This is a genomic window from Mesorhizobium sp. M0491 (assembly GCF_040321265.1).
Taxonomy (GTDB): Bacteria; Pseudomonadota; Alphaproteobacteria; order Rhizobiales; family Rhizobiaceae; genus Mesorhizobium.
In genome coordinates this window covers 101,654-120,241 of the sequence record NZ_JAMYRE010000006.1, presented here as the reverse complement: position 1 = coordinate 120,241, position 18,588 = coordinate 101,654, and the positions used below count along the sequence as shown (strand labels likewise).

Below are 18,588 nucleotides of genomic sequence, written 5' to 3'. Positions count from 1 at the left end.
TTTCGGTGTTAGAGTTGGCGGAGGTCAGCCCAGCAAATTACGTGCCGTGCGCATGAAGATCCTTGACCCGATCGGGATCAGGTCGTCGGGAAAGTCATAGTCGGGATTGTGCAAGGCAGGGTGCCGCTCGCCTGCACCGAGGAAGAACATCGCCGACTTGGCACTATGGCCGAACAGGCCGAAATCTTCAGAGGCGCGCATCGGCAGGGCTTCTTCGCCGTGCGCGACGCCCTCTTCATCGAGCGCGCGCCGCAGATGCTCCACCGCGTCCGGCGCGTTGACGCTGGCGACGAAGATCTCGTGATAGTCCCAGCGGACGGAAAGGCGATGCTCGCCCGCGATCCTGGCGACCAGTGCTTCGGCAGCAGCGCACAGGTTTGCCATGCGCTCGTCACGCCGGGTGCGCAGCGTTGCCCACACCTCGGCGTGAGCCGGCGCGATGCCGAACACGGCTTCGCCCATCGCGGCATGGGTGACCGTCAGCATGGAGAAATCGTCATCGGCGAAGGTTCCGCGCCCGAGCGCCGGCAGCGCCGGCATCAACTCACTGATCGCCAGCATCGGCGAGATGCCGGTCTCCGGCATGGACGAATGGGCGGTCTTGCCTTCCAGCACGATGCGCATGCCGCGTGATGCACAGTTGACCACGCCGGCTTTGAGCCGCACCTCGCCGAACGGCACGCCGGGCAGGTTGTGCAATGAGAAAGCGAAATCCGGCACGATCTCGCCGAAGCGCGGATCGGCGACGACGCCGGCCGCGCCATTGCCGGTTTCCTCCGCCGGCTGGAACATCAGCACGACGCGGCCGCTTGCAGGCCTCTCGCGCCCCAACTGACGGCCGAGGGATGCCAGGATCGCGGTGTGTCCGTCATGGCCGCACATATGCGACTTGCCCGGCACGCGCGACGAATGCGGCACGCCTGAAAGTTCTTCGATAGGCAAGGCATCGAGTTCCGAACGGAACAGCACCGTCGGCCCCGCTTTGCCGCTGTCATATATGGCCGCGACGCCGTGCCCGCCGAGCTGTGTCAGCACCTTGTCCGGCCCCGTATCGGCGAGGAAGGCGACGACCTCTTTTGCGGTCTTCTCCTCTTCATTCGAGATTTCCGGTTGCTGATGCAGCTTGCGCCGCCATTCGGTTAGTTCGACAATGTCTCGATTGGTCAAAGTCATGCTTTTTCAGCCTCCGCTGCACTCTTCATTTCATTGACACGTCCAGTCACAGGGGGTGTCAAACGCAATGTTGAATTGCTAGCGATAAAGGGCAGTTCCCGCCACAGTCCAAGTTTCGGGCTTCGGCAGGCCAGAAACGACCGTTCTCCCAGCCACTCTCAGCCTATTGATTGATCTCGGGCTCGACGAGCTTTGCCAGATTTCTGAGCGACTCCTGCCAGCCGAGATAGCAGGCCTCGACCGGAATGACGTCCGGAATGCCCGCCTGGGTGATGTCGATTTCAGTGCCGACCGACACTTTTTTCAAGACCACGGTCACTCGTATCTCGCCGGGCAGGTTGGGATCGTCGAACCTGTCGGTGTAAAGCAGGCGCTCGCCCGGAACGAGTTCGAGATATTCGCCGCCGAAGGAGTGGCTGTCGCCGGTGGTGAAATTGCGGAACGACATCTTGAACGTGCCTCCGACCTTTGCCTCGAAATTATGGACCGTGCAGGTGAAGCCGTTTGGCGGAAGCCACTTGGCCAGCGCGTCCGCTTCAACGAAGGCGCGATAGACCTTTTCCGGGCTGGTCGTCAGAACGCGGTGCAAACGTACGGTGCCGGGCATTGCTGGATCCTTTCATGAATGCCTGTTCGATACCCCAAGGACGGACGAAGGCTAGCCAGTCCGACATTGGTTTGCGAATTTTTTGGGTTTGCGAATTTTTTGAGGCGCACGGCCTGCGTACCCACAGGCATGCCGTTCGACCCCGCGCCTGTCGGGCGAGGCGGCGGACGAACTGCACCGGCTCTGGAGCTGGCGTTCACCTGCTAAATCGGGTTCCTGAGCCATCTTGTTGTTCAGGCGCGGTTTTGCCGATTGGCGCGAACGGCCGCGCGTCCCGGCCAATGCTTCGAACGCGCTAAATAGGGCAGCGCGTCTTTGCCGTCCATGTGCCGATCATTAGAATTTGCATCTGATCAGAGTTGATTTCCTATCAGGCCGTTAATGCGGCCATGCTTTTAATAAGCATTTGCTAATAAATCCTCCGAACCTGAGGCAAGCAATGACCAAGAATCTCGGCAATGCACGTCATACGCCAGCGAAGGACCAGCAGGTCTCCCTTCTAGGCAAAGCCGCGCCGGCACTTTTTCCGCTGGTCGTGGCGGCACTGGGCTACATGATTGGCAAGCAGTTCTTCGGCATCTAGCCGCGAAGACAGGGTCTTCCGTTCCCCAAACGTCCCGGCGGACCAACCATGTCAACGCCGCGGGGCGCCGTTGACATTGCAGCGGCGTGTCGCCGGACATCAACGTCAAACATGGACGTCGCCGAAGGAAAGTTCGCCGTCGTCGCCGGCCGCGAAGAAGGCGAAGGCGAGCAGCCCGACATAGAAAGCCGCCACAAAGACCACGATCGCCACACCGGGAATCGGGCCAAGGGCGGCGCTGTCTACGGCCTCGCGAAGCGAGCCGACAAAGCCGGTCCTGACACCTGCGGACTGAAGGCTGGGGGTCGATATCTTCAGCACCCAGGCCAGCAGCAGGATCAGGAAGAGATAGAGATAATTTCGCCGCAGGCGGCGCGCCAGCGCGACACGTTGCGACAGCAGGAATTTCGGCGCGCGCAGGCCTTCGCCGACGATGAGCAGCCAGTCCGAGGCGAAGTCGGGCTGTGGGGAAAAGATCTGGGCGAAATAGTGGCGTTCGAACTGGCGTACGCGCGCCCGATAGAAATCGAAGAACCGATAGCGGCGCGCCTCGATCCACAGCAGCAGCAGGATCAGCAGCATGGCGAACAGCAGCACGCCGTGATGCGCACTGGCCGTCGACAGCGATACCGAAAGCAGCGCCGCCACCACCGTGATTGCCCAGTTGGTTGTCCTGTCCAGCCGGTCGCGCCATCCTGCCATGCGAGCGATCTCGGCGCGGTGGAAATGGGACAGCGTGTTGACGCGCTCCGCCGATGAAAGGACGGGGCCAGCGGGCTTTGCCGACGCGTCGTTCATGGCATCCTCCGGCAAGGAACAGAACAGTTTGCCGGCAACATCGTCCAAGACGCGTCACGCAAGAGCGGCATCGGCCACTCGTGATCTATCTCGGCTGCACGGCCCTTGAGAATCCTTCAGCCTTCGGCAACATGGCGGTAGGGCTGGGAGCGCGAAGATGAGCAAGGCTATTTCCACCGCATCATCGAGGGTCCCGCGCAAGGCGCCGATGGCTCTGACCGAGGATCTCATCGCGCGCACCATGCGTGCTGTCGAGGATGCCGGGCCGACGCCGGGCATGGTTCACATGATCGATGCCGACTATGCGCGCATCCGCGACGAGGTGCTGGCCGGCGCTCCGGCCGGGCCGCTGAAACTATTTGCCTATGGCTCGCTGTTGTGGAAGCCCGCCGGCGAGGTGAGGGGCGGAGAACGCGCGGTGGCCAGCGGCTGGCATCGTTCGTTCTGCTTCACGGTGCAGCGTTTTCGCGGCACGGTCGAGCAGCCCGGCCTGATGATGGCGCTCGATCGCGGCGGCCAGTGCCAGGGCATGGTGTTCGAGATCGCGGAGCCGCTGGCGGCTAACCTCGAAGCGCTGCTGCGCCGCGAAATGACCATCCTGCCCGCCGTCAACGTGCCGCGCTGGCTGCAGGTCAGGACCGAAGGCGGCCCATGTCGCGCGCTTGGCTTCGTCGTCGATCCCGCCAATCCGCGTTATGCCGGCAAGCTCGACAAGCAGGCGATCGCGGCGACGCTGGTGACAGCCGCCGGTCATTGGGGCTCGGGCGCGCAATATCTTTTCGAGACGATCCGCCACCTCGAAGCCTGCGGCATCCGCGACCGCAATCTGTGGCGGTTGCAGGAATTGGTGGCCGTGGAGATCGGGCTGACCATCGCCCAGAAGTGATCCGCCCAGAAGTGATCCGCTCAGACGCGGCACGCTTCAGTCGTGTTTGGCCCCGGATGTTTGCAGGCCACAGCACTTTTCGAAGCAAATCTCTGATTTTGGAAGTCTCCGCAGTGAGGGTTTAATGAATTGAAAACAGTTCTGGCCCAACGATGACCTGAACACCGGCGCAGGAAACGGTGCGCGTGGGCAAATCATGAAATCCTCGACCGGAGAGCATTACCCAGCGCTGGATCATGTTCGTGGCCTGGCGGCCTTTCTTGTCTTTTCCTGGCATTTCCTTCATGCGTCTCCTGAAGGCCCGGTGCCTTATGACTTCGTGCCGGCTCTTCCCCTCTTCAGCGTTCTGGATGAAGGGCATACTGGCGTTTCCCTGTTCATGGCGCTTTCCGGGTACCTGTTCGCCAAGCTGCTCGATGGAAAGCAGATCAACTATCTGCCCTTCTTTGCCAACAGGGCCCTCAGGCTGCTTCCGCTTCTGCTGGTCGTGATATGTATCGAGGCTTGCCGCAGGTACCTGGCCGGACAGTCCCTCGACGGGTATTTCACGGGCGTCGGATTGGGGTTTCTTTTTCCCACCCTCCCGAATGGCGGCTGGTCGGTAACGATCGAAGCGCACTTCTACCTGTTGCTGCCGTTCTTGCTGATGGCATCCAGGCGGTTTGTGTTCGCGCCCTTGCTGTTCATCGCGGCAGCCATTGTGCTGAGGTCCGTCCTGTATGTGCAGATCGGCGAAGTGCAGTCGGCGGCGTCCGTAACCATCATAGGCCATGCGGATCAGTTCCTGGCCGGCATTCTTGCCTTCCACCTGCGTGCCCACGCGAAGAACCAACACTGGCTGGCGCTGGCCGTTCTCATGGCTTTTTCGGGGTTCTTCTGGTGGTTCGATGCAGCCGGCGGATTTTACCAACTGGGCCGCTATCCGTCGCCTCATTGGATATGGATCATCCTGCCGACCCTGGAGGCGGCAGCCTATTCATTCGGCATCGCCTACTACGACACGAGCTTTTCGAAAAAGCGAACAAGCCCGCCGTTCAGGATACTGGAGAAGGCGGGGGCCTACAGCTATTCGATCTATCTTCTGCACCTGTTCTTCGTCATGCAATTGGCGGCGTTCATAGACACGAATGTCATGAGCATCAGCAATTTCTACGTCGCATGCCTCTGGTCCGCATTGTGCTTCGTGGCGACGATCCCGATCGGCTATCTCAGCTACACCTGCGTCGAGGCGCCATTCCTGCGCCTGCGTCTGCGCTATATGGACCGAAAGCCCGAAACTGCGGCATCGACCGCGGCTGAGCTTGGATCGGTCATCGCCCATAGACCGACCTCGTTCAGCCGTCCCTGAGCCACACCAGCATTTCGCCGGGCTCGCGGTTGTCCCAGGCGAAATAGGGAATGGCGGTCAGGCGCGTCTCGGCGGTGGTCGGCGGCTCGGGCCTGTAGAGCCCGTCCTGCCAGCCGTCGGGGACATCGGCAAGTGCCGCGGTCGACAGCGTCACCACACCGCCGAGAAGTTCCGGCCGGTGCTGCGCTTCGATGGTGGCCGTCCGCGGCAGCGTCAGGCGATGCGGCTGGCTGTCATTGTCTGATGCCTCGACGCAATAAATCAGCGGACCGCGCGACAGCGCGACGCGGCCCGCATCCTGGCGCACCTGCGGGTTGGCATAGAGCCGCTCGATCGGCATTTCGAGATCGAGCCGGACATTGTCGCCCTTTTTCCATGTCCGCTTGATCGCGGCGTAGCCGTCGCTGGTGATTTCAGCCAGCTTGATGGCTTCGCGGTTCACCTTCAACTGGGCACTGGCGCTCCAGGCGGGAATGCGCAGGTGCAAGGTGAATTCGACCGGCGCCTGCGGTTCGAGCGCGATCTCGACGGCGCCGTCCCAGGGATACCTGCTCGTCTGCGTCAGGCTGACCGGGACGCCCGATATGTCGAAACGGGCGGTCGAGTCGCCATAGAGGTGGATGGCCAACGCATCGTCGGCCAGGCTGTAGAAATAGCTGCCGATCGAGGCGACCATGCGCCCGATATTGGGTGGGCAGCACGGGCAGCGGTGCCATTTCCACCTGTTGTGCTTGCCCCGGCTTTCCAATGGATTCTCGTAGAAAAACAGCGAGCCGTCGAGCGACAGGCCCGAGATCGAACCGTTGTAGAGGGCGCGTTCCATCATGTCGGCGTAGCGCGCGTTCGGCCCCATGCCAAGCATGCGGCTGGCCCAGAACACCAGGCCCACCGCTGCACAGGTCTCGGCATAGGCGCTCTCGTTGGGCAGGTCGTAGTCGCTGGTGAACCCCTCATTGTGCGCCGATGGTCCCAGTCCGCCAGTGATATAGAGGCTCTTGGTGGTGAGATCGTCCCACAGAAGGTCGAGTGTCGACCGCAGCGTGTCGTCGCCATATTCGGTGGCGATGTCGGCCATGCCCGAATAGAGGTACATCGCTCTGACCGCATGGCCGACGACCTTGTCCTGTTCGCGCACCGGGATGTGTGACTGGCTGTATTCATAGGTCTTGAAATGATAGGCCTTCGGGTCGGCGCCGCGGGCGCGGGCCTCCTCGTCGAAATAATGTGGCTGCTGCCCGCGCTGGTCGATGAAGTATTTGGCCAGCTCCATGTATTTCCGCTCGCCGGTCACCCGCGCCAGCTTGACCAGTGCCAGCTCGATCTCCTCATGACCGCAATAGCCCTTCTTCTTGCCGGGCTCGGGGCCGAGCACCGACGCGATATGGTCGGCATAGCGGCACATGATGTCGAGCAGCTTGCGTTTTCCCGTCGCCTGGTAATAGGCGACCGCGCCCTCGATCAGGTGGCCGGCGCAATAGAGCTCGTGGCAGTCGCGCAGATTGGTCCAGCGCTTGCCGGGCTGGATGCGCTGATACCAGCTCGAGAGATAGCCGTCCTCCTGCTGCAGCTTGCCATACATGTCGATGACGGCATCGATCTTCTTCTCCAGTTCGGGGTTCTTGCGCCGGTAAAGCGAATAGGCCGCGGTCTCGATCGTCTTGCCGAGATCGGAATCCCAGAACATCTGCGTGGTCACCGTCGATCCGGTGAATTCCGCGCCCTGGCGATCGGCTTCGTCGGGAGAGGGCGAGTGAAAGGGGATGACTATGCCGGGCGAGGGGCGGTCCGGATCGATCTGCTCCAGCATGCGGGCCTCGACGCAGCGCTCGTAGAGGATGTCGGCGGTGCGTGTGGCGACAGCGTCGGCGCGGTCGCCCCAGAAGCCGTGCACGTCGACCTGCGGCACCGGCAGCGGGCGGAAGGCGAGCTTCGGTTTTCCGGTTTTTGCGGATGGCGATGCGGTCATGAAACTTACTCCATTCGGTCTGTCTATTTGACGGCCCCGGCCATCAGGCCGCGGATGTAGAAGCGCTGCAGCGCCAGGAACAGGATCAGGCACGGCACCATCATCACGGTGACGCCAGCCTGCACCGCGCCCCAGTCGATGGCGCCGAAGCGGCCCGACTGCAGTGCGGTCATCATCACCGGCAGCGTGAACTTGGATTGGTCGGTCATCAGCACGAGGGCGGCGAGGAATTCGTTCCAGGCGCCGAGGAAGGCAAACAGGGCGATGGTGACGACGCCCGGCCAGACCAGCGGCAGCATCACCTTCAAAAGCATTGTGAGATTGCTGGCACCGTCCATGCGGGCGGCCTCCTCGATTTCGCGCGGCACGGCGTCGAAGGCGTTGCGCATCATGAAGATCGAGAACGGCAGTTGCAGCGTCACATAGACGCCGACCAGGCCGGTCAGGGTGTTGTGCAGGCCAAGCTTGGTCAGCACCAGGAAGATCGGCGTCAGGATCGACTGGAACGGGATCATGATCGTCGACAGGATGAGGATGAAGAACAGGTCCTTGAACGGAAACCGGAACCGCGAAAAGCCGTAGCCGGCCAGCACGCTGACGGCGACCGACAGCACCACCGTCATCACCGAGACATAGATGCTGTTTTGCGCCGAGACCCACAGCCCTTCGCCGAAGCTGTTGAGCGTGGCGTAGTTCTCCAGCGAGAAGCCTGTCGTCGGCCAGGGCGGCAGCGGCGGCAGGCGCGCTTCGGCCGCCGGCTTGAACGCCGACAGCACCGCCCAGACGATCGGCGCGGCAAACAGCACCGAGGCGATGATGCCGGTCGAATGCTCTGCGACGCGGCTCAGGAGCCGGCGGCTACGGGAGGCGGCCTGCGCCATCAGTCGAGACCCTCGGGTTTGCGCAACAACCATAGCTGGACGAGGCTGAGCGCCACCAGGATGACCAGCAGCACCATGGAAAGTGCCGCGCCATAGCCGAGCTTGAACGACACGAAGGACTGGTTGAAGATCCAATAGACCGCCGTCAGCGTCTGGTTGCGCGGGCCGCCGCGCAGGATGATGTAGAACTGGTCGAAGGCGAGGATCGAGCCGGCGACCGACAGGATCAGCGCCAGCGCCAGCGTACGACGCATCAGCGGCAAGGTGATCGCCCGGAACCTGGCGAACGGACCGGCACCGTCAATGACTGCGGCCTCCTGCAGATCCTGCGGGATCGATTGCAGGCCGGCCATCAGGATGATCATGGTGAAGCCGGCGACCTTCCAGACGACCATGGCGATGATCGACCAGAAGGCCGGCTGGAAGGTGGCCAGAAGGTTGAACTTCCTGTCGATCAGGCCGAGGTCATAGGCGGCCGGGCTGAACAGGCCGGAATCGACGTTCAACAGCCACGACCAGAGCAGGCTGGCCGAGGCGAAACCGACAACCGCCGGCATGAAGAACATGGTGCGGTAGAGATTGGTCAGCGGCCGCGGCCTTTCGACGAACAGCGCCAGCGGAAAGGCCACCACGAAGATCGCGATGGTGACGATCACGGTGTAGTAGGCGGTGAAGCGCAGCGCTTTCCAGAACCTGGTGTCGCGTAGGATGGCGACGTAGTTGCCGAGGCCGATATAACTGTGCTCGCCCATCAGCGGCCAATTGTGCAGCGACATCCACGCCGTCATGCCGAGCGGGATCAGGAAGAAGACGACGACCAGCGCGACAGCCGGCGCGACATAGAGCAGGCCGATCCATTGTTGGCGGCTGGCGACCCTGCGGGCGCGGGGCGGGGCAGGGGTTGCTGCGGTTGTGATAGAGCTCATGCCGTGCCTGTTCTTCCGTCGGATACAGTTGGCCGCCCCACCTCCCCCTTGTGGGGAGGTCGGACCGAAGGTCCGGGTGGGGGTACTGGCGCTGCCCCCACCCCGCTGCTTTGCAGCGACCCTCGCCACAAGAGGGAGGGTAAAGAACGCGCCGGCCACCCGCCCACGGAGCCGGGCGGGTGGCCGGGTAGGCCGCCGCTATTTTTGCGGCGCCTGGTCGATGATCGACTGCATCGTCTCTTGTGCGTTGGCTATGGCGCCATCGACATCGTCGCCGAAGAAGACCTCGTTGATCATCTGCGTCCACGGCCCGTTGGCGGAGTTGATCAGGTCGTTGAACACCACCGAATAGGGTGTCTTGCCCTTGGCCATAGCCTCGGCGGCGATCTGATAGCGTGGATCGAGGTCCTTCAGTGCCTCCTTGGCGATGTCGCCGCGCACCGGCAGGCTGCCGTATTTGGCGAGGATGGTCTGGCCCTCGAGCGAATAGGCGAAATCGAGGAACTCCTTCACCACGGGCAGTTTCGTGGTGCCCTTGGTGACGACGAAATTGTCGCCGCCGGCAAAGGACGACCAGCCGCTGTCCTTGCCCGGCAGGAAGGTGACGCCGTAGTCGACATCGGGATACTGGGTGTTGAGCGCGCCGATGGCGAAGGCGCCGGACGGCGAGATGCCGATATTGCCGGCGGCGAAGGCGGCAAAGAAGTTGGCGCCGGTGTCGGTCTGCGCACCTGCCGGGACCAGGTCTTTCTTGACCATCGAGCGGTAGAGATCGATGGCGCCGCGCAGCTGCGGGCTGTCCAGCGTCGCTTTCGAGCCGTCCTCCGAGAGGATGTCGCCACCCGACGCCCAGATCAGCGGCGTGAAGGTGAAGATGTTGCAGCCGCCGCAATTGCCGGAGAAGTAGAAGCCCTTGATGTTGCCGCCGAGCGCGTTGACTTTCTCGGCGTCGGTCGCGATCTCGGCCCAGTTGGCAGGGCCTTTTTCAGGGTCGAGGCCAGCCTGCTTGAACAGTTTCTTGTTCCAGATCAGCACCGAGGCGTCGGCGGAGAACGGCAGCCCGTAAATGTGGTCCTTGTAGGTGCCGGTCTTCACATGCGCAGGCGACAGGCTCGAGAAATAGGGCAGGGACTTGGCCCAGTCGGTGATGTCCTCCAGCTGGCCGGCGGCGGCGAAGGAGGGCGTGTAGATCAGGTCGAGCGACAGCGCGTCGGGCGCCGTGCCGCCGGCCGCGGAGGCACCATATTTCGGGATGATCTCGGCATTGGGGATGATGTCGAGCTTGACCTGGTTGGTGTGCGCCTTGTTGTAGGCGTCGACGATCCTCGGCATGAAATTCGAGCCGTCGGCGCGCACCCAGATGTTGGCCGTCTCGGCGGCCGCGGCACCGATGCCGCCACCCAGAACGGCAGCGGCCAGGGCCAGTTTGGCAATAAGGTTCCTCATGTTCTCCTCCTCCAGGGTTGGCCGCGCTCCGCGGCTTGGCGCCGATTGCGCGGCGCTTGGTTTCAGCCATCCAGCGGATGGCCGCATGACTGCCGCACCACCAGCCGGCACGGCAGTTTTCGAATGCCCGGCGCGGCGGGCTTGCCGCCGACCAGCGAAAGCAGGGTCAGCCCGGCCTCGCGCCCGAGAGCAACCAGGTTCATGTCGATGGAGGTCAGCGGCGGACGCGTCGCCTCGGCCACGATCTCCCAATTGTCGAAACCGATGACGCCGATATCGCCGGGTACGTCGAGGCCGCGTTCGCGCAGAGCATCAATGACGCCGCGCGCGATCTGGTCGTTGCCGCAGAAGACCGCGTCCGGCCTTTCGCTTTTGCCGTCGAACAGTTGCGCAACCGCCTGGTGACCCCAGGCTTCCGACCAGGAGCCGAGCAGCGGCTCGCTGACCGTCAGGCCGTTTTCGACGAGCACGTCGCGGTAAGCCTGGACGCGCGCGTGCACCACGGCAAAGCTCGCCGGCCCGGTGACGTGGGCGATGCGCTTGCGGCCCAGCCGGCAGAAATGCTCGACGGCCAGCCGGGCGCCGCCAACATCGTCCGAGACGAAAGCGACGGCGTCGGGATCTGGCTGCGTGAAGGCATAGATCACCGGGACGCGCAGATTGGAGAGGTCGACGGGGAGATGGCGATCGATGCGCTTGCCGGTGGCGATGATGCCGTCCACGCGCTTGTCGAGCATGGCGTCGACATGCATCTGGCCCAGCCGCGGATCCTCCTCGACATTGCACAGGAACACCGAGACGCCATTGTCGACCAGCGCGTCCGAAATGCCCGACATCAACGGCAGCGAGAAGCGGCCATAGGTATCGTTGGTGAGCAGGCCGACGGTGAAGCTACGGCGCCGGAGCAGGCTTTGCGCCAGGCTGTTGGGTCGGAAGCCAAGCCGCCGGGCGGTCTCGCGAATGCGTTCGCGCGTCTCGGCTGTCATCCGGCCCTGGCCGTTGAGCGCCTTGGATGCGGTGGCGACGCTGACTCCGGCCTGGGCGGCCACGTCACGCAAGGTGACTGGCTTGGAAAAGACCGGAACAGGCAGATCGTCCGATGGCATCGCGCCGAGATCCTTGGTTGGGAAAAGGTTTTCTCTTGCCGAGCCGGATAAGGCCCGGCAGGTGGCCGAGCCCGACGACGATTGTTTGAGAAAACCTTTTCTCAGATGAAGCTAAGCCAGATCGAATCGCTGTTCAAGGGGAAAAGTTGGTTGGCCTCCGCTCCTCTCCTCCGAAATGCAACGCGGGGTAAAAGCAGCCTCGGAAGCGCGTAGCTCAGGGGAAGAACGTCAGTCGCAGTGCTGGAGGCCCTCGGTCGAGACGGGGCGGGCTGCCGCTTGGGGCGTGAAGGATTTCAACTCTGCGCCGGAAGCGAGACCCGGCAAGGTTGGCTGGCGAACGCTCTGAAACTCGACCCCGAAAATTCTGAACAATCCCTCGGGATTAACCTTTCCGTAAATATTTGGCCGCTACTTCACAGCCATGGCCTCGTGGCGGAGCGGCTACGCTGGAGACGGCAAATCTCTGAAGCCTCGGTTCGATCCCGAGGCGAGGCCTCCAAAATTTGGCGTCCCAATCTGCCCCGGGCGCAGTCAGTTCCCACGAATAGATTGTGTGTTGCGAATGCAGTAGGGACTGGCCGTCAAAGCAGTCCTGTCTTGAATTTGGCATGCAGGCGCTCGCGAAAAAAGTGCTATGGAAGGGGTGCGAGCGTTCTTGCTTCGCTTTTCCCTGACATTCGAGGCCTTTCGTGCGTGAACCGTCGCTGCTGCCCGTCTTTGGAAAACTTGGCCTCAAGGCCCCAGTCGCCTTGGCGGCGGCACCGGTCTCGTCGGCAGGTGTGCCGCACCTGCGGAAGCTTCTGGCCGTGCATGGCGGCATGGTGCTGAAACTGTCGGTCGTCGCCTGGACGGTGCTGATCCTGGGCGCCGTGTTTTTCACGATGCAAGGCTGACCGCCATGGCCAACCGCTACACGCTGCGCATGGAGCTTCCCCAGAGCTGGAGCATCATCGATGTCTTCACCGGCCAGCCTGCGGTTGTCCGGCAAAAGGTGATGGTCGGGATGGGGCCGCGCGAGGCCGAGGACATGGTCGTGCAGATGAATGTCCGCGACGTCAGACGCCGCGAAAGGGCCGAGCGCAAGACCTGATCGCGGTCAGCGCCAACTCGCCGCCATTTCAGCCGAAATCGGCCGCCGTCAGCACATACATGCTCTTGCGGGTGCGGTCATAGGCCTTCGACGCCACCTCGCGGATGGCGCTGCTCTCGGTGTCGAATGTCTGGAGATAACCGGCTTCGTCGGCAGCTGTGCCCGGCCGCATCTTGGCCATGGCGTCGGCAGCGACGGAAAACGAGATCTGGAACATGCCGTCATGGCCAACGAAACGAATGCGCTGGCCCGCTTCGTCATAGCTGCGGCTGCGGTTGGGAAAGGTGAGGCTCATGTCTTGGCCTCCGTGGCTTTCTTGGTCACCCGCTTCTTCTTCGGCGTCGGATTGAGGGCCTCGGCGACACGATCGGCCTCTTCCTTGGCCAGCCGAAGCTCCCTCAGCCTTGCCGTCTTGATTTCCCTGGCTCTTGCCTCGGACATATATTCGGCGGTCGCCTTGTTTTTCTCCGCTGTCTTCTTCTGCTTGTCGACAAAGCGGGCTTCAGCTTTTTCCATGATCGTCTGATTGCCTTCGGCCATCGAAGAAATCTCCCTTGTGCCTGAAATCGTGAAAGTGAACTTGTCCGATAAATAGGCACTCGATCGGCAAAATTCAATCTTTTGAATTATTTGACATTCTGCGGATATCACGAAACGGCCAGCTGAAATAATACTTTTGAATATTTAATATGGTCCGCGAATAATTTTTGGCACTCCTATCTATCGAGTGCCAACGCGTCTATAGAGGAGGGGCGTGGCCGCCTGTGCCGGCCCCAGAAAGAAAGTTCCCATGAAATTTCGGCCACTCCACGACCGCGTCGTCATTCGTCGCGCCGAAGGCGATATCAAATCCAAGGGCGGGATCATCATCCCCGACACTGCCAAGGAAAAGCCGCAGGAGGGCGAAGTCATCGCCGTCGGGCCTGGCGCACGCGACGAAAACGGCGCGCTTGTTCCGCTCGACGTCAAAGCCGGCGACTTCATCCTGTTCGGCAAATGGTCGGGCACCGAGGTCAAGATCGACGGCGAGGACCTTCTGATCATGAAGGAAGCCGACATCATGGGCGTCATCGACAAGAGCGAGACCGGGATCATCGACAAGGGCGAGACGGCTGCAACCGACAAGACCGTGGCCGCCAAGAAAGCTGCCTGACCTCATTTTCTCCGAACGAACTGGATAAAAATCATGTCTGCCAAGGAAATCAAATTCTCCACCGATGCGCGCGACCGCATGCTACGCGGCGTCGAGATCCTCACCAATGCGGTGAAGGTCACGCTCGGCCCCAAGGGCCGCAACGTCATCATCGACAAGGCCTATGGCGCGCCGCGCATCACCAAGGACGGCGTCACCGTCGCCAAGGAAATCGAGCTTGCCGACAAGTTCGAGAACATGGGCGCCCAGATGGTGCGCGAAGTGGCCTCGAAGACCAACGACCTCGCCGGTGACGGCACCACCACCGCCACGGTGCTGGCCGCCTCGATCCTGCGCGAAGGCGCCAAGCTGGTCGCCGCCGGCATGAACCCCATGGATTTGAAGCGCGGCATCGACCAGGCGGTTTCCGCCGTGGTCAAGGAAATCCAGGCGCGCGCCAAGAAGGTCAAGTCGTCGGCCGAGATCGCACAGGTCGGCACCATCGCCGCCAATGGCGATGCCAGCGTCGGCGAGATGATCGCCAAGGCGATGGACAAGGTCGGCAATGACGGCGTCATCACAGTCGAGGAAGCCAAGACCGCAGAGACCGAACTCGACGTCGTCGAAGGCATGCAGTTCGACCGCGGCTATCTCTCGCCCTATTTCGTCACCAATGCCGACAAGATGCGCGTCGAGCTGGAAGAGCCCTACATCCTCATCCACGAGAAGAAGCTCGGCAATCTGCAGGCGATGCTGCCGATCCTCGAAGCGGTGGTGCAGAGCGGCAGGCCGCTGCTGATCATCTCCGAGGACGTCGAGGGCGAGGCTCTGGCGACGCTGGTCGTCAACAAGCTGCGCGGCGGCCTCAAGGTCGCGGCCGTCAAGGCGCCGGGCTTCGGCGATCGCCGCAAGGCGATGCTGGAAGACATCGCCGTGCTGACATCAGGCCAGATGATCTCCGAGGACCTCGGCATCAAGCTTGAAAACGTCACCATCGAGATGCTCGGCCGCGCCAAGCGTGTGCTGATCGAGAAAGACACCACCACGATCATCGACGGTGCCGGCACCAAGGCGACGATCCAGGCGCGTGTCGCCCAGATCAAGGGCCAGATCGAAGAGACGACCTCCGACTACGACAAGGAGAAGCTGCAGGAGCGACTGGCCAAGCTCGCCGGCGGCGTTGCCGTCATCCGCGTCGGCGGCGTCACCGAGTCGGAAGTCAAGGAAAAGAAGGACCGCATCGACGATGCGCTGAACGCCACCCGCGCGGCGGTTGAAGAAGGCATCGTGCCCGGCGGCGGCGTGGCTCTGCTGCGTGCCCGCTCGGTGCTTGGCGGCCTGACCGGCGCCAATGCCGATGTCACGGCCGGCATCACGATCGTGCTGCGGGCGCTCGAAGCGCCGATCCGCCAGATCGCCGAGAATTCCGGCGTTGAAGGCTCGATCGTCGTCGGCAAGCTCACCGACAGCAAGGACCACAATCAGGGTTTTGACGCCCAGAACGAGGTCTATGTCGACATGATCAAGGCAGGCATCGTCGATCCGGCGAAAGTGGTGCGCACCGCACTGCAGGATGCCGGTTCGATCGCAGCCCTTCTGATCACCGCCGAAGCGATGATCACCGACATCCCGCCGAAAGACGCTGCCCCGGCGGGCGGCGGCGGTATGGGCGGCTACTAAAACCCGGGACTTGTCCGATCTCTTTGAGAGGTGAATGACGGCCCCGATCGGGGCCGTCATGATTCTCAAGATGATCGCAAAGTTTACGCATAGCTGCCTTGCCGTCCGGCTCAGCGCCGGGAGGCACCCCTGATCTTGCGGCTTTCGGAGGGGACGCAATCCACGCTAGACTGTGCGGGCGGCCGTCTGGTCGCGGAGCTCGCCGACTTTGGCAAGCGATCGGACGAACAGCTATCCTCGATACGGAGACACGTTCATGTTTGCGGCCAAGGCCATCGACACCTCAGACAAGGCCGCGTTCTACCGCGACCTCGCCACTCAGCTTAAGGCGCTGCTCGACGGCGAGCGCGATTCGATCGCCAACGCCGCCAACACCGCAGCACTCATCTTCCAGATGGTGCCGGACCTCAACTGGGCCGGGTTCTATTTCCTGCAGTCGGACGAGGAAATGGTGCTCGGGCCGTTCCAGGGCAAGCCGGCCTGTATGCGCATCGCCGTCGGCAAGGGCGTGTGCGGAACGGCGGTCGAACTCGGCACCTCGATGCTGATCAAGGACGTGCATGATTTTCCCGGCCACATCGCCTGCGATGCCGACTCGCGCTCGGAACTGGTGGTGCTGCTCGAGGACGATGAAGGCGTCTTCGGCGTGCTCGATCTCGACAGCCCGCTGCCCGGCCGCTTCGACAAGGCCGACCAGGCCGGCATCGAGACGCTGGCGGCGATCTATGCCGCGGCGAGTTCGTTCGAGGACTAGGCCCGGTTTAGACTAGGCGAATTTCACCAGCAGCAGGCTGAAGCAGCCGATGAACAGGAAGGCCGAGAAGGCGAGCGCCAAGGGGCGCAGGCCGCGTGAGCGCAACTGCGAGATGTCGGCCTGCAGGCCCATGGCGGCCAGCCCCATGGTCAGCATGATGGTGGTGGCGAGCGCCATTGCCGATTTCACCTCGGCCGGCACGGTGACGAGGCTGTTCAGCGCCACGATGGCGACGAAGGCGGCGACGAACCACGGCATGGGCGGCCGCGCCGCCACCTCACTGCTGCTCCTGCGGCGCGCCATCAGGCCGAGCGCGACGACCATCGGCGCCAGCATGGCGACGCGGGTCAGCTTGGCGACGGTGGCGATCTCGCCGGACTGGGTGCCGTTCTGGAAGCCGGCGCCGATGACTTGCGCCACTTCATGGATCGAGGCGCCTGCCCACAGGCCGAAAGCGTGCTGGTCGAGGCCGAGCATGGGCGCCATGAGCGGGAAGCCGAGCATGGCGACGGTGCCGAACAAGGTGATCGAGGCGACGGCGTAGGTGACGTCCTCGTCGCGCGCATCGGTGACGATGTTGGTGGCGACGATAGCCGAGGCGCCGCAGATCGAGGTGCCGGCGGCGATCAGCTGCGCCAGCTTGGCGTCGACGCCGATCAGCCGACCGAGCGTGATGGTGAAAACGAAGGTGGCACCAAGCGTGGCCGCGACAATGCCGACGCCGCCGGCGCCGATCGAGACGACTTGGCCGAGCGTCAGCTGGAAGCCGAGCAGCACGATGGCGAAGCGCAACAGGCGCTTTTGCGAGAATGCGATACCGGCTTTGGCGTGCACCGGTGTGCCGAGCACGTTGGAGTGGATCATGCCGGCAACGACGGCCAGGATCATCGGGCTGAACAAGGCGACGCCGGAGACATTGCGGGCCGAGAAGGCAACAGCCGTGATCATCGTGACAAGGACGACGCCGGGGACGATGCCATTCCAGTTGAGGGATTTCCGCCTTGGTGTCAGATCAGCAGGAAAAGCGCTTTTCGGAATATCGTTCGCGAAGTGGGAAACGGAAGACAATGCAATGCTCCAGGCGAGTACGCGGGGAGAATGTCATTCCTCAAATAATCTTTCCAACGAATTATTTTCGTCATAATGATCGGTTTTTACGAACGATCGGTCGGGCATTGGCTGTGCGTCATCTTCTGGCCGACCTGGATTAAAGCTGCGCTTCGATCGCCGCCTTGTCGATCACCGACCAGACGTTCCTGATTGTGTCGTCGAGGAATTCATAGAAGACGTTCTCACTGAAGGAGATCTTCCGGCCGTTGATGGGCAGGCCGAAGAAGGTTCCCTTCGGCGTGCAGTTGAACTGGAGCCGGCTGGCTATGAACGGCGGTTCGGCGATTTGCAGTTGGATGTCGAAATAGAGGTCTGGGATCTCCCGAAAATCGCGCTCCAGCATTTCGCGGTACCCCGCCAGCCTGACGCGGTCGCCATTGTAGTGGACCTCGTCATGGACGAAGCGATGCAGATTTTGCCAATCCTGATTGTTGAGGCAGGCGATGTAGCCTCGATAGAGGTCGGTAACGGTCACGGCGATGGCTCCGGTGCTTGGTCTGGGTCGAGCAAAAAGATAGAACGACTGCGGGTGCAGTCCAGATGCGACATCGCCTGCCGGCGCGCCGCCTAGAACATGCCGCGGTCGTTGCTCCGCTGGTCGTCGTCCACCAGATGCGGCTGATAGATTCCCGTCCGCGCCGTCCGCCGCCAAGGCCGGGCCGGGTCCGCCGGATTTGTGTGGATATCGGCGACGGGGATGGAGGGTGTTCCATTGGCCGGGCATTGCGCCGCCACCGGCCGCCGGGGGCAACGATTCCCGAAGGCGCGGTCAGGCTGTGTTGCGCGGGGAGGGAGAAACTGGCCCAGTAATTGTTGCTTGCCGCGCGTCCCTGCATCTCGACGGCGAAAGCCGGCCGTCGGCGGCGGTGATTGTCGGATGCGTCCTCCAGAAAATCGATGCTGTCCGCGAACAGCGATGCCGATCCGATCCAGACGGCTACGGCAAACTCGATCCCGAAATAGGCCAGGTTCAGGATGGCAACCATCCGCACCCTTGTTCAGCGTTCCGGTCATATTTTGTCCATCGATCAATTGCCGTTTATCGCAAGGCCCGCAGCGATTCCATGACATGAGACATTACCGATCGAGCAGCCGCCTTGAC

At 62.4% G+C, this 18,588-nt stretch carries 20 protein-coding genes, 1 tRNA gene and 1 pseudogene; 9 read left to right on the top strand and 13 right to left on the bottom strand.

Translation table 11 applies throughout. The features are described 5' to 3' along the window. Positions 1-24: 24 nt before the first annotated feature. Both NKI69_RS09545 and NKI69_RS09540 read right to left on the bottom strand, forming a co-directional pair. The gene (locus NKI69_RS09545) at positions 25-1,173 is read right to left on the bottom strand and encodes an amidohydrolase (RefSeq protein ID WP_023809354.1); all 1,149 of its coding nucleotides are present in this window, start codon (positions 1,171-1,173) and stop codon (positions 25-27) included. 163 nt (positions 1,174-1,336) lie between these two features. Next, on the bottom strand, positions 1,337-1,780 hold the full coding sequence (locus tag NKI69_RS09540; protein WP_023809353.1) for an SRPBCC family protein: 444 nt from the start codon (positions 1,778-1,780) through the stop codon (positions 1,337-1,339). A gap of 439 nt (positions 1,781-2,219) precedes the next feature. Between NKI69_RS09540 and NKI69_RS09535 the strand changes: the two genes are divergently transcribed. Beyond that, complete coding sequence (locus tag NKI69_RS09535; RefSeq protein WP_023809352.1) at positions 2,220-2,363, top strand: hypothetical protein; 144 nt, start codon at positions 2,220-2,222, stop codon at positions 2,361-2,363. A 105-nt stretch (positions 2,364-2,468) separates the two neighbouring features. On the opposite strand, the gene NKI69_RS09530 is transcribed toward NKI69_RS09535, so the two are convergent. Continuing rightward, positions 2,469-3,161, bottom strand: a complete 693-nt coding sequence (locus NKI69_RS09530) for a DUF2270 domain-containing protein (RefSeq protein ID WP_023809351.1) — start codon at positions 3,159-3,161, stop codon at positions 2,469-2,471. A gap of 157 nt (positions 3,162-3,318) precedes the next feature. Between NKI69_RS09530 and NKI69_RS09525 the strand changes: the two genes are divergently transcribed. Both NKI69_RS09525 and NKI69_RS09520 read left to right on the top strand, forming a co-directional pair. Further along, positions 3,319-4,047 (top strand): gamma-glutamylcyclotransferase, encoded by a 729-nt coding sequence (locus NKI69_RS09525; protein ID WP_023809350.1) that lies wholly within the window; start codon positions 3,319-3,321, stop codon positions 4,045-4,047. Between the two features lie 196 nt (positions 4,048-4,243). Beyond that, entirely contained in the window at positions 4,244-5,395 is a 1,152-nt protein-coding gene (locus NKI69_RS09520; protein WP_023809349.1) for an acyltransferase family protein, read from the top strand. On the opposite strand, the gene NKI69_RS09515 is transcribed toward NKI69_RS09520, so the two are convergent. The 5 genes from NKI69_RS09515 to NKI69_RS09495 all read right to left on the bottom strand — a co-directional run bounded on the left by NKI69_RS09515 (position 5,382) and on the right by NKI69_RS09495 (position 11,720). Beyond that, positions 5,382-7,361: a glycoside hydrolase family 127 protein gene (locus NKI69_RS09515; protein ID WP_023809348.1), complete on the bottom strand. Its 1,980-nt coding sequence runs from the start codon at positions 7,359-7,361 to the stop codon at positions 5,382-5,384. The two genes, NKI69_RS09520 and NKI69_RS09515, sit on opposite strands and share 14 nt — an antisense overlap. A gap of 23 nt (positions 7,362-7,384) precedes the next feature. Continuing rightward, positions 7,385-8,242 carry a carbohydrate ABC transporter permease gene (locus NKI69_RS09510; protein WP_023809347.1) on the bottom strand — a complete coding sequence of 286 codons (858 nt, stop codon included), beginning with the start codon at positions 8,240-8,242 and terminating at the stop codon, positions 7,385-7,387. Next, positions 8,242-9,168 (bottom strand): carbohydrate ABC transporter permease, encoded by a 927-nt coding sequence (locus NKI69_RS09505; protein WP_352721093.1) that lies wholly within the window; start codon positions 9,166-9,168, stop codon positions 8,242-8,244. Before NKI69_RS09505 ends, NKI69_RS09510 begins: the two co-directional genes overlap by 1 nt. A gap of 198 nt (positions 9,169-9,366) precedes the next feature. Then, on the bottom strand, positions 9,367-10,614 hold the full coding sequence (locus NKI69_RS09500; RefSeq protein ID WP_023809345.1) for an ABC transporter substrate-binding protein: 1,248 nt from the start codon (positions 10,612-10,614) through the stop codon (positions 9,367-9,369). Between the two features lie 62 nt (positions 10,615-10,676). Next, the gene (locus NKI69_RS09495; RefSeq protein ID WP_023809344.1) at positions 10,677-11,720 is read right to left on the bottom strand and encodes a LacI family DNA-binding transcriptional regulator; all 1,044 of its coding nucleotides are present in this window, start codon (positions 11,718-11,720) and stop codon (positions 10,677-10,679) included. A 423-nt stretch (positions 11,721-12,143) separates the two neighbouring features. Between NKI69_RS09495 and NKI69_RS09490 the strand changes: the two genes are divergently transcribed. The 3 genes from NKI69_RS09490 to NKI69_RS09480 all read left to right on the top strand — a co-directional run bounded on the left by NKI69_RS09490 (position 12,144) and on the right by NKI69_RS09480 (position 12,810). Continuing rightward, positions 12,144-12,219, top strand: a tRNA-Cys gene (locus NKI69_RS09490). Between the two features lie 190 nt (positions 12,220-12,409). Next, the gene (locus NKI69_RS09485; protein ID WP_023809343.1) at positions 12,410-12,613 is read left to right on the top strand and encodes a hypothetical protein; all 204 of its coding nucleotides are present in this window, start codon (positions 12,410-12,412) and stop codon (positions 12,611-12,613) included. 5 nt (positions 12,614-12,618) lie between these two features. Further along, complete coding sequence (locus NKI69_RS09480) at positions 12,619-12,810, top strand: hypothetical protein (RefSeq protein ID WP_023809342.1); 192 nt, start codon at positions 12,619-12,621, stop codon at positions 12,808-12,810. 28 nt (positions 12,811-12,838) lie between these two features. Here the strand turns inward: NKI69_RS09480 and NKI69_RS09475 are convergent, their stop codons facing one another. Together NKI69_RS09475 and NKI69_RS09470 are read right to left on the bottom strand one after the other, a co-directional pair. Next, positions 12,839-13,105: a DUF1488 family protein gene (locus NKI69_RS09475; protein ID WP_023809341.1), complete on the bottom strand. Its 267-nt coding sequence runs from the start codon at positions 13,103-13,105 to the stop codon at positions 12,839-12,841. Next, positions 13,102-13,350 (bottom strand): hypothetical protein, encoded by a 249-nt coding sequence (locus NKI69_RS09470; protein ID WP_023760015.1) that lies wholly within the window; start codon positions 13,348-13,350, stop codon positions 13,102-13,104. Before NKI69_RS09470 ends, NKI69_RS09475 begins: the two co-directional genes overlap by 4 nt. A 250-nt stretch (positions 13,351-13,600) precedes the next feature. On the opposite strand from NKI69_RS09470, the gene NKI69_RS09465 reads away from it, so the two are divergent. The 3 genes from NKI69_RS09465 (at position 13,601) to msrC (ending at position 16,376) form a co-directional block, all read left to right on the top strand. After that, positions 13,601-13,963 (top strand): co-chaperone GroES, encoded by a 363-nt coding sequence (locus NKI69_RS09465; RefSeq protein ID WP_023809340.1) that lies wholly within the window; start codon positions 13,601-13,603, stop codon positions 13,961-13,963. Between the two features lie 33 nt (positions 13,964-13,996). Continuing rightward, entirely contained in the window at positions 13,997-15,622 is a 1,626-nt protein-coding gene (gene groL, locus NKI69_RS09460; RefSeq protein WP_023809339.1) for a chaperonin GroEL, read from the top strand. 256 nt (positions 15,623-15,878) lie between these two features. Beyond that, the gene (gene msrC / locus NKI69_RS09455) at positions 15,879-16,376 is read left to right on the top strand and encodes a free L-methionine (R)-S-oxide reductase MsrC (RefSeq protein WP_023809337.1); all 498 of its coding nucleotides are present in this window, start codon (positions 15,879-15,881) and stop codon (positions 16,374-16,376) included. Positions 16,377-16,388: 12 nt separating this feature from the next. Here msrC and NKI69_RS09450 read toward each other — a convergent pair whose 3' ends face one another. From NKI69_RS09450 to NKI69_RS09440, 3 genes and pseudogenes are all read right to left on the bottom strand, one after another. Continuing rightward, on the bottom strand, positions 16,389-17,444 hold the full coding sequence (locus tag NKI69_RS09450; protein ID WP_023809336.1) for a YeiH family protein: 1,056 nt from the start codon (positions 17,442-17,444) through the stop codon (positions 16,389-16,391). Between the two features lie 139 nt (positions 17,445-17,583). Continuing rightward, positions 17,584-17,961 (bottom strand): ester cyclase, encoded by a 378-nt coding sequence (locus NKI69_RS09445; RefSeq protein ID WP_023809335.1) that lies wholly within the window; start codon positions 17,959-17,961, stop codon positions 17,584-17,586. 394 nt (positions 17,962-18,355) lie between these two features. Next, positions 18,356-18,472, bottom strand: a pseudogene (locus NKI69_RS09440) (cation transporter); the annotation flags it as partial. Between the last annotated feature and the right edge of the window lie 116 nt (positions 18,473-18,588).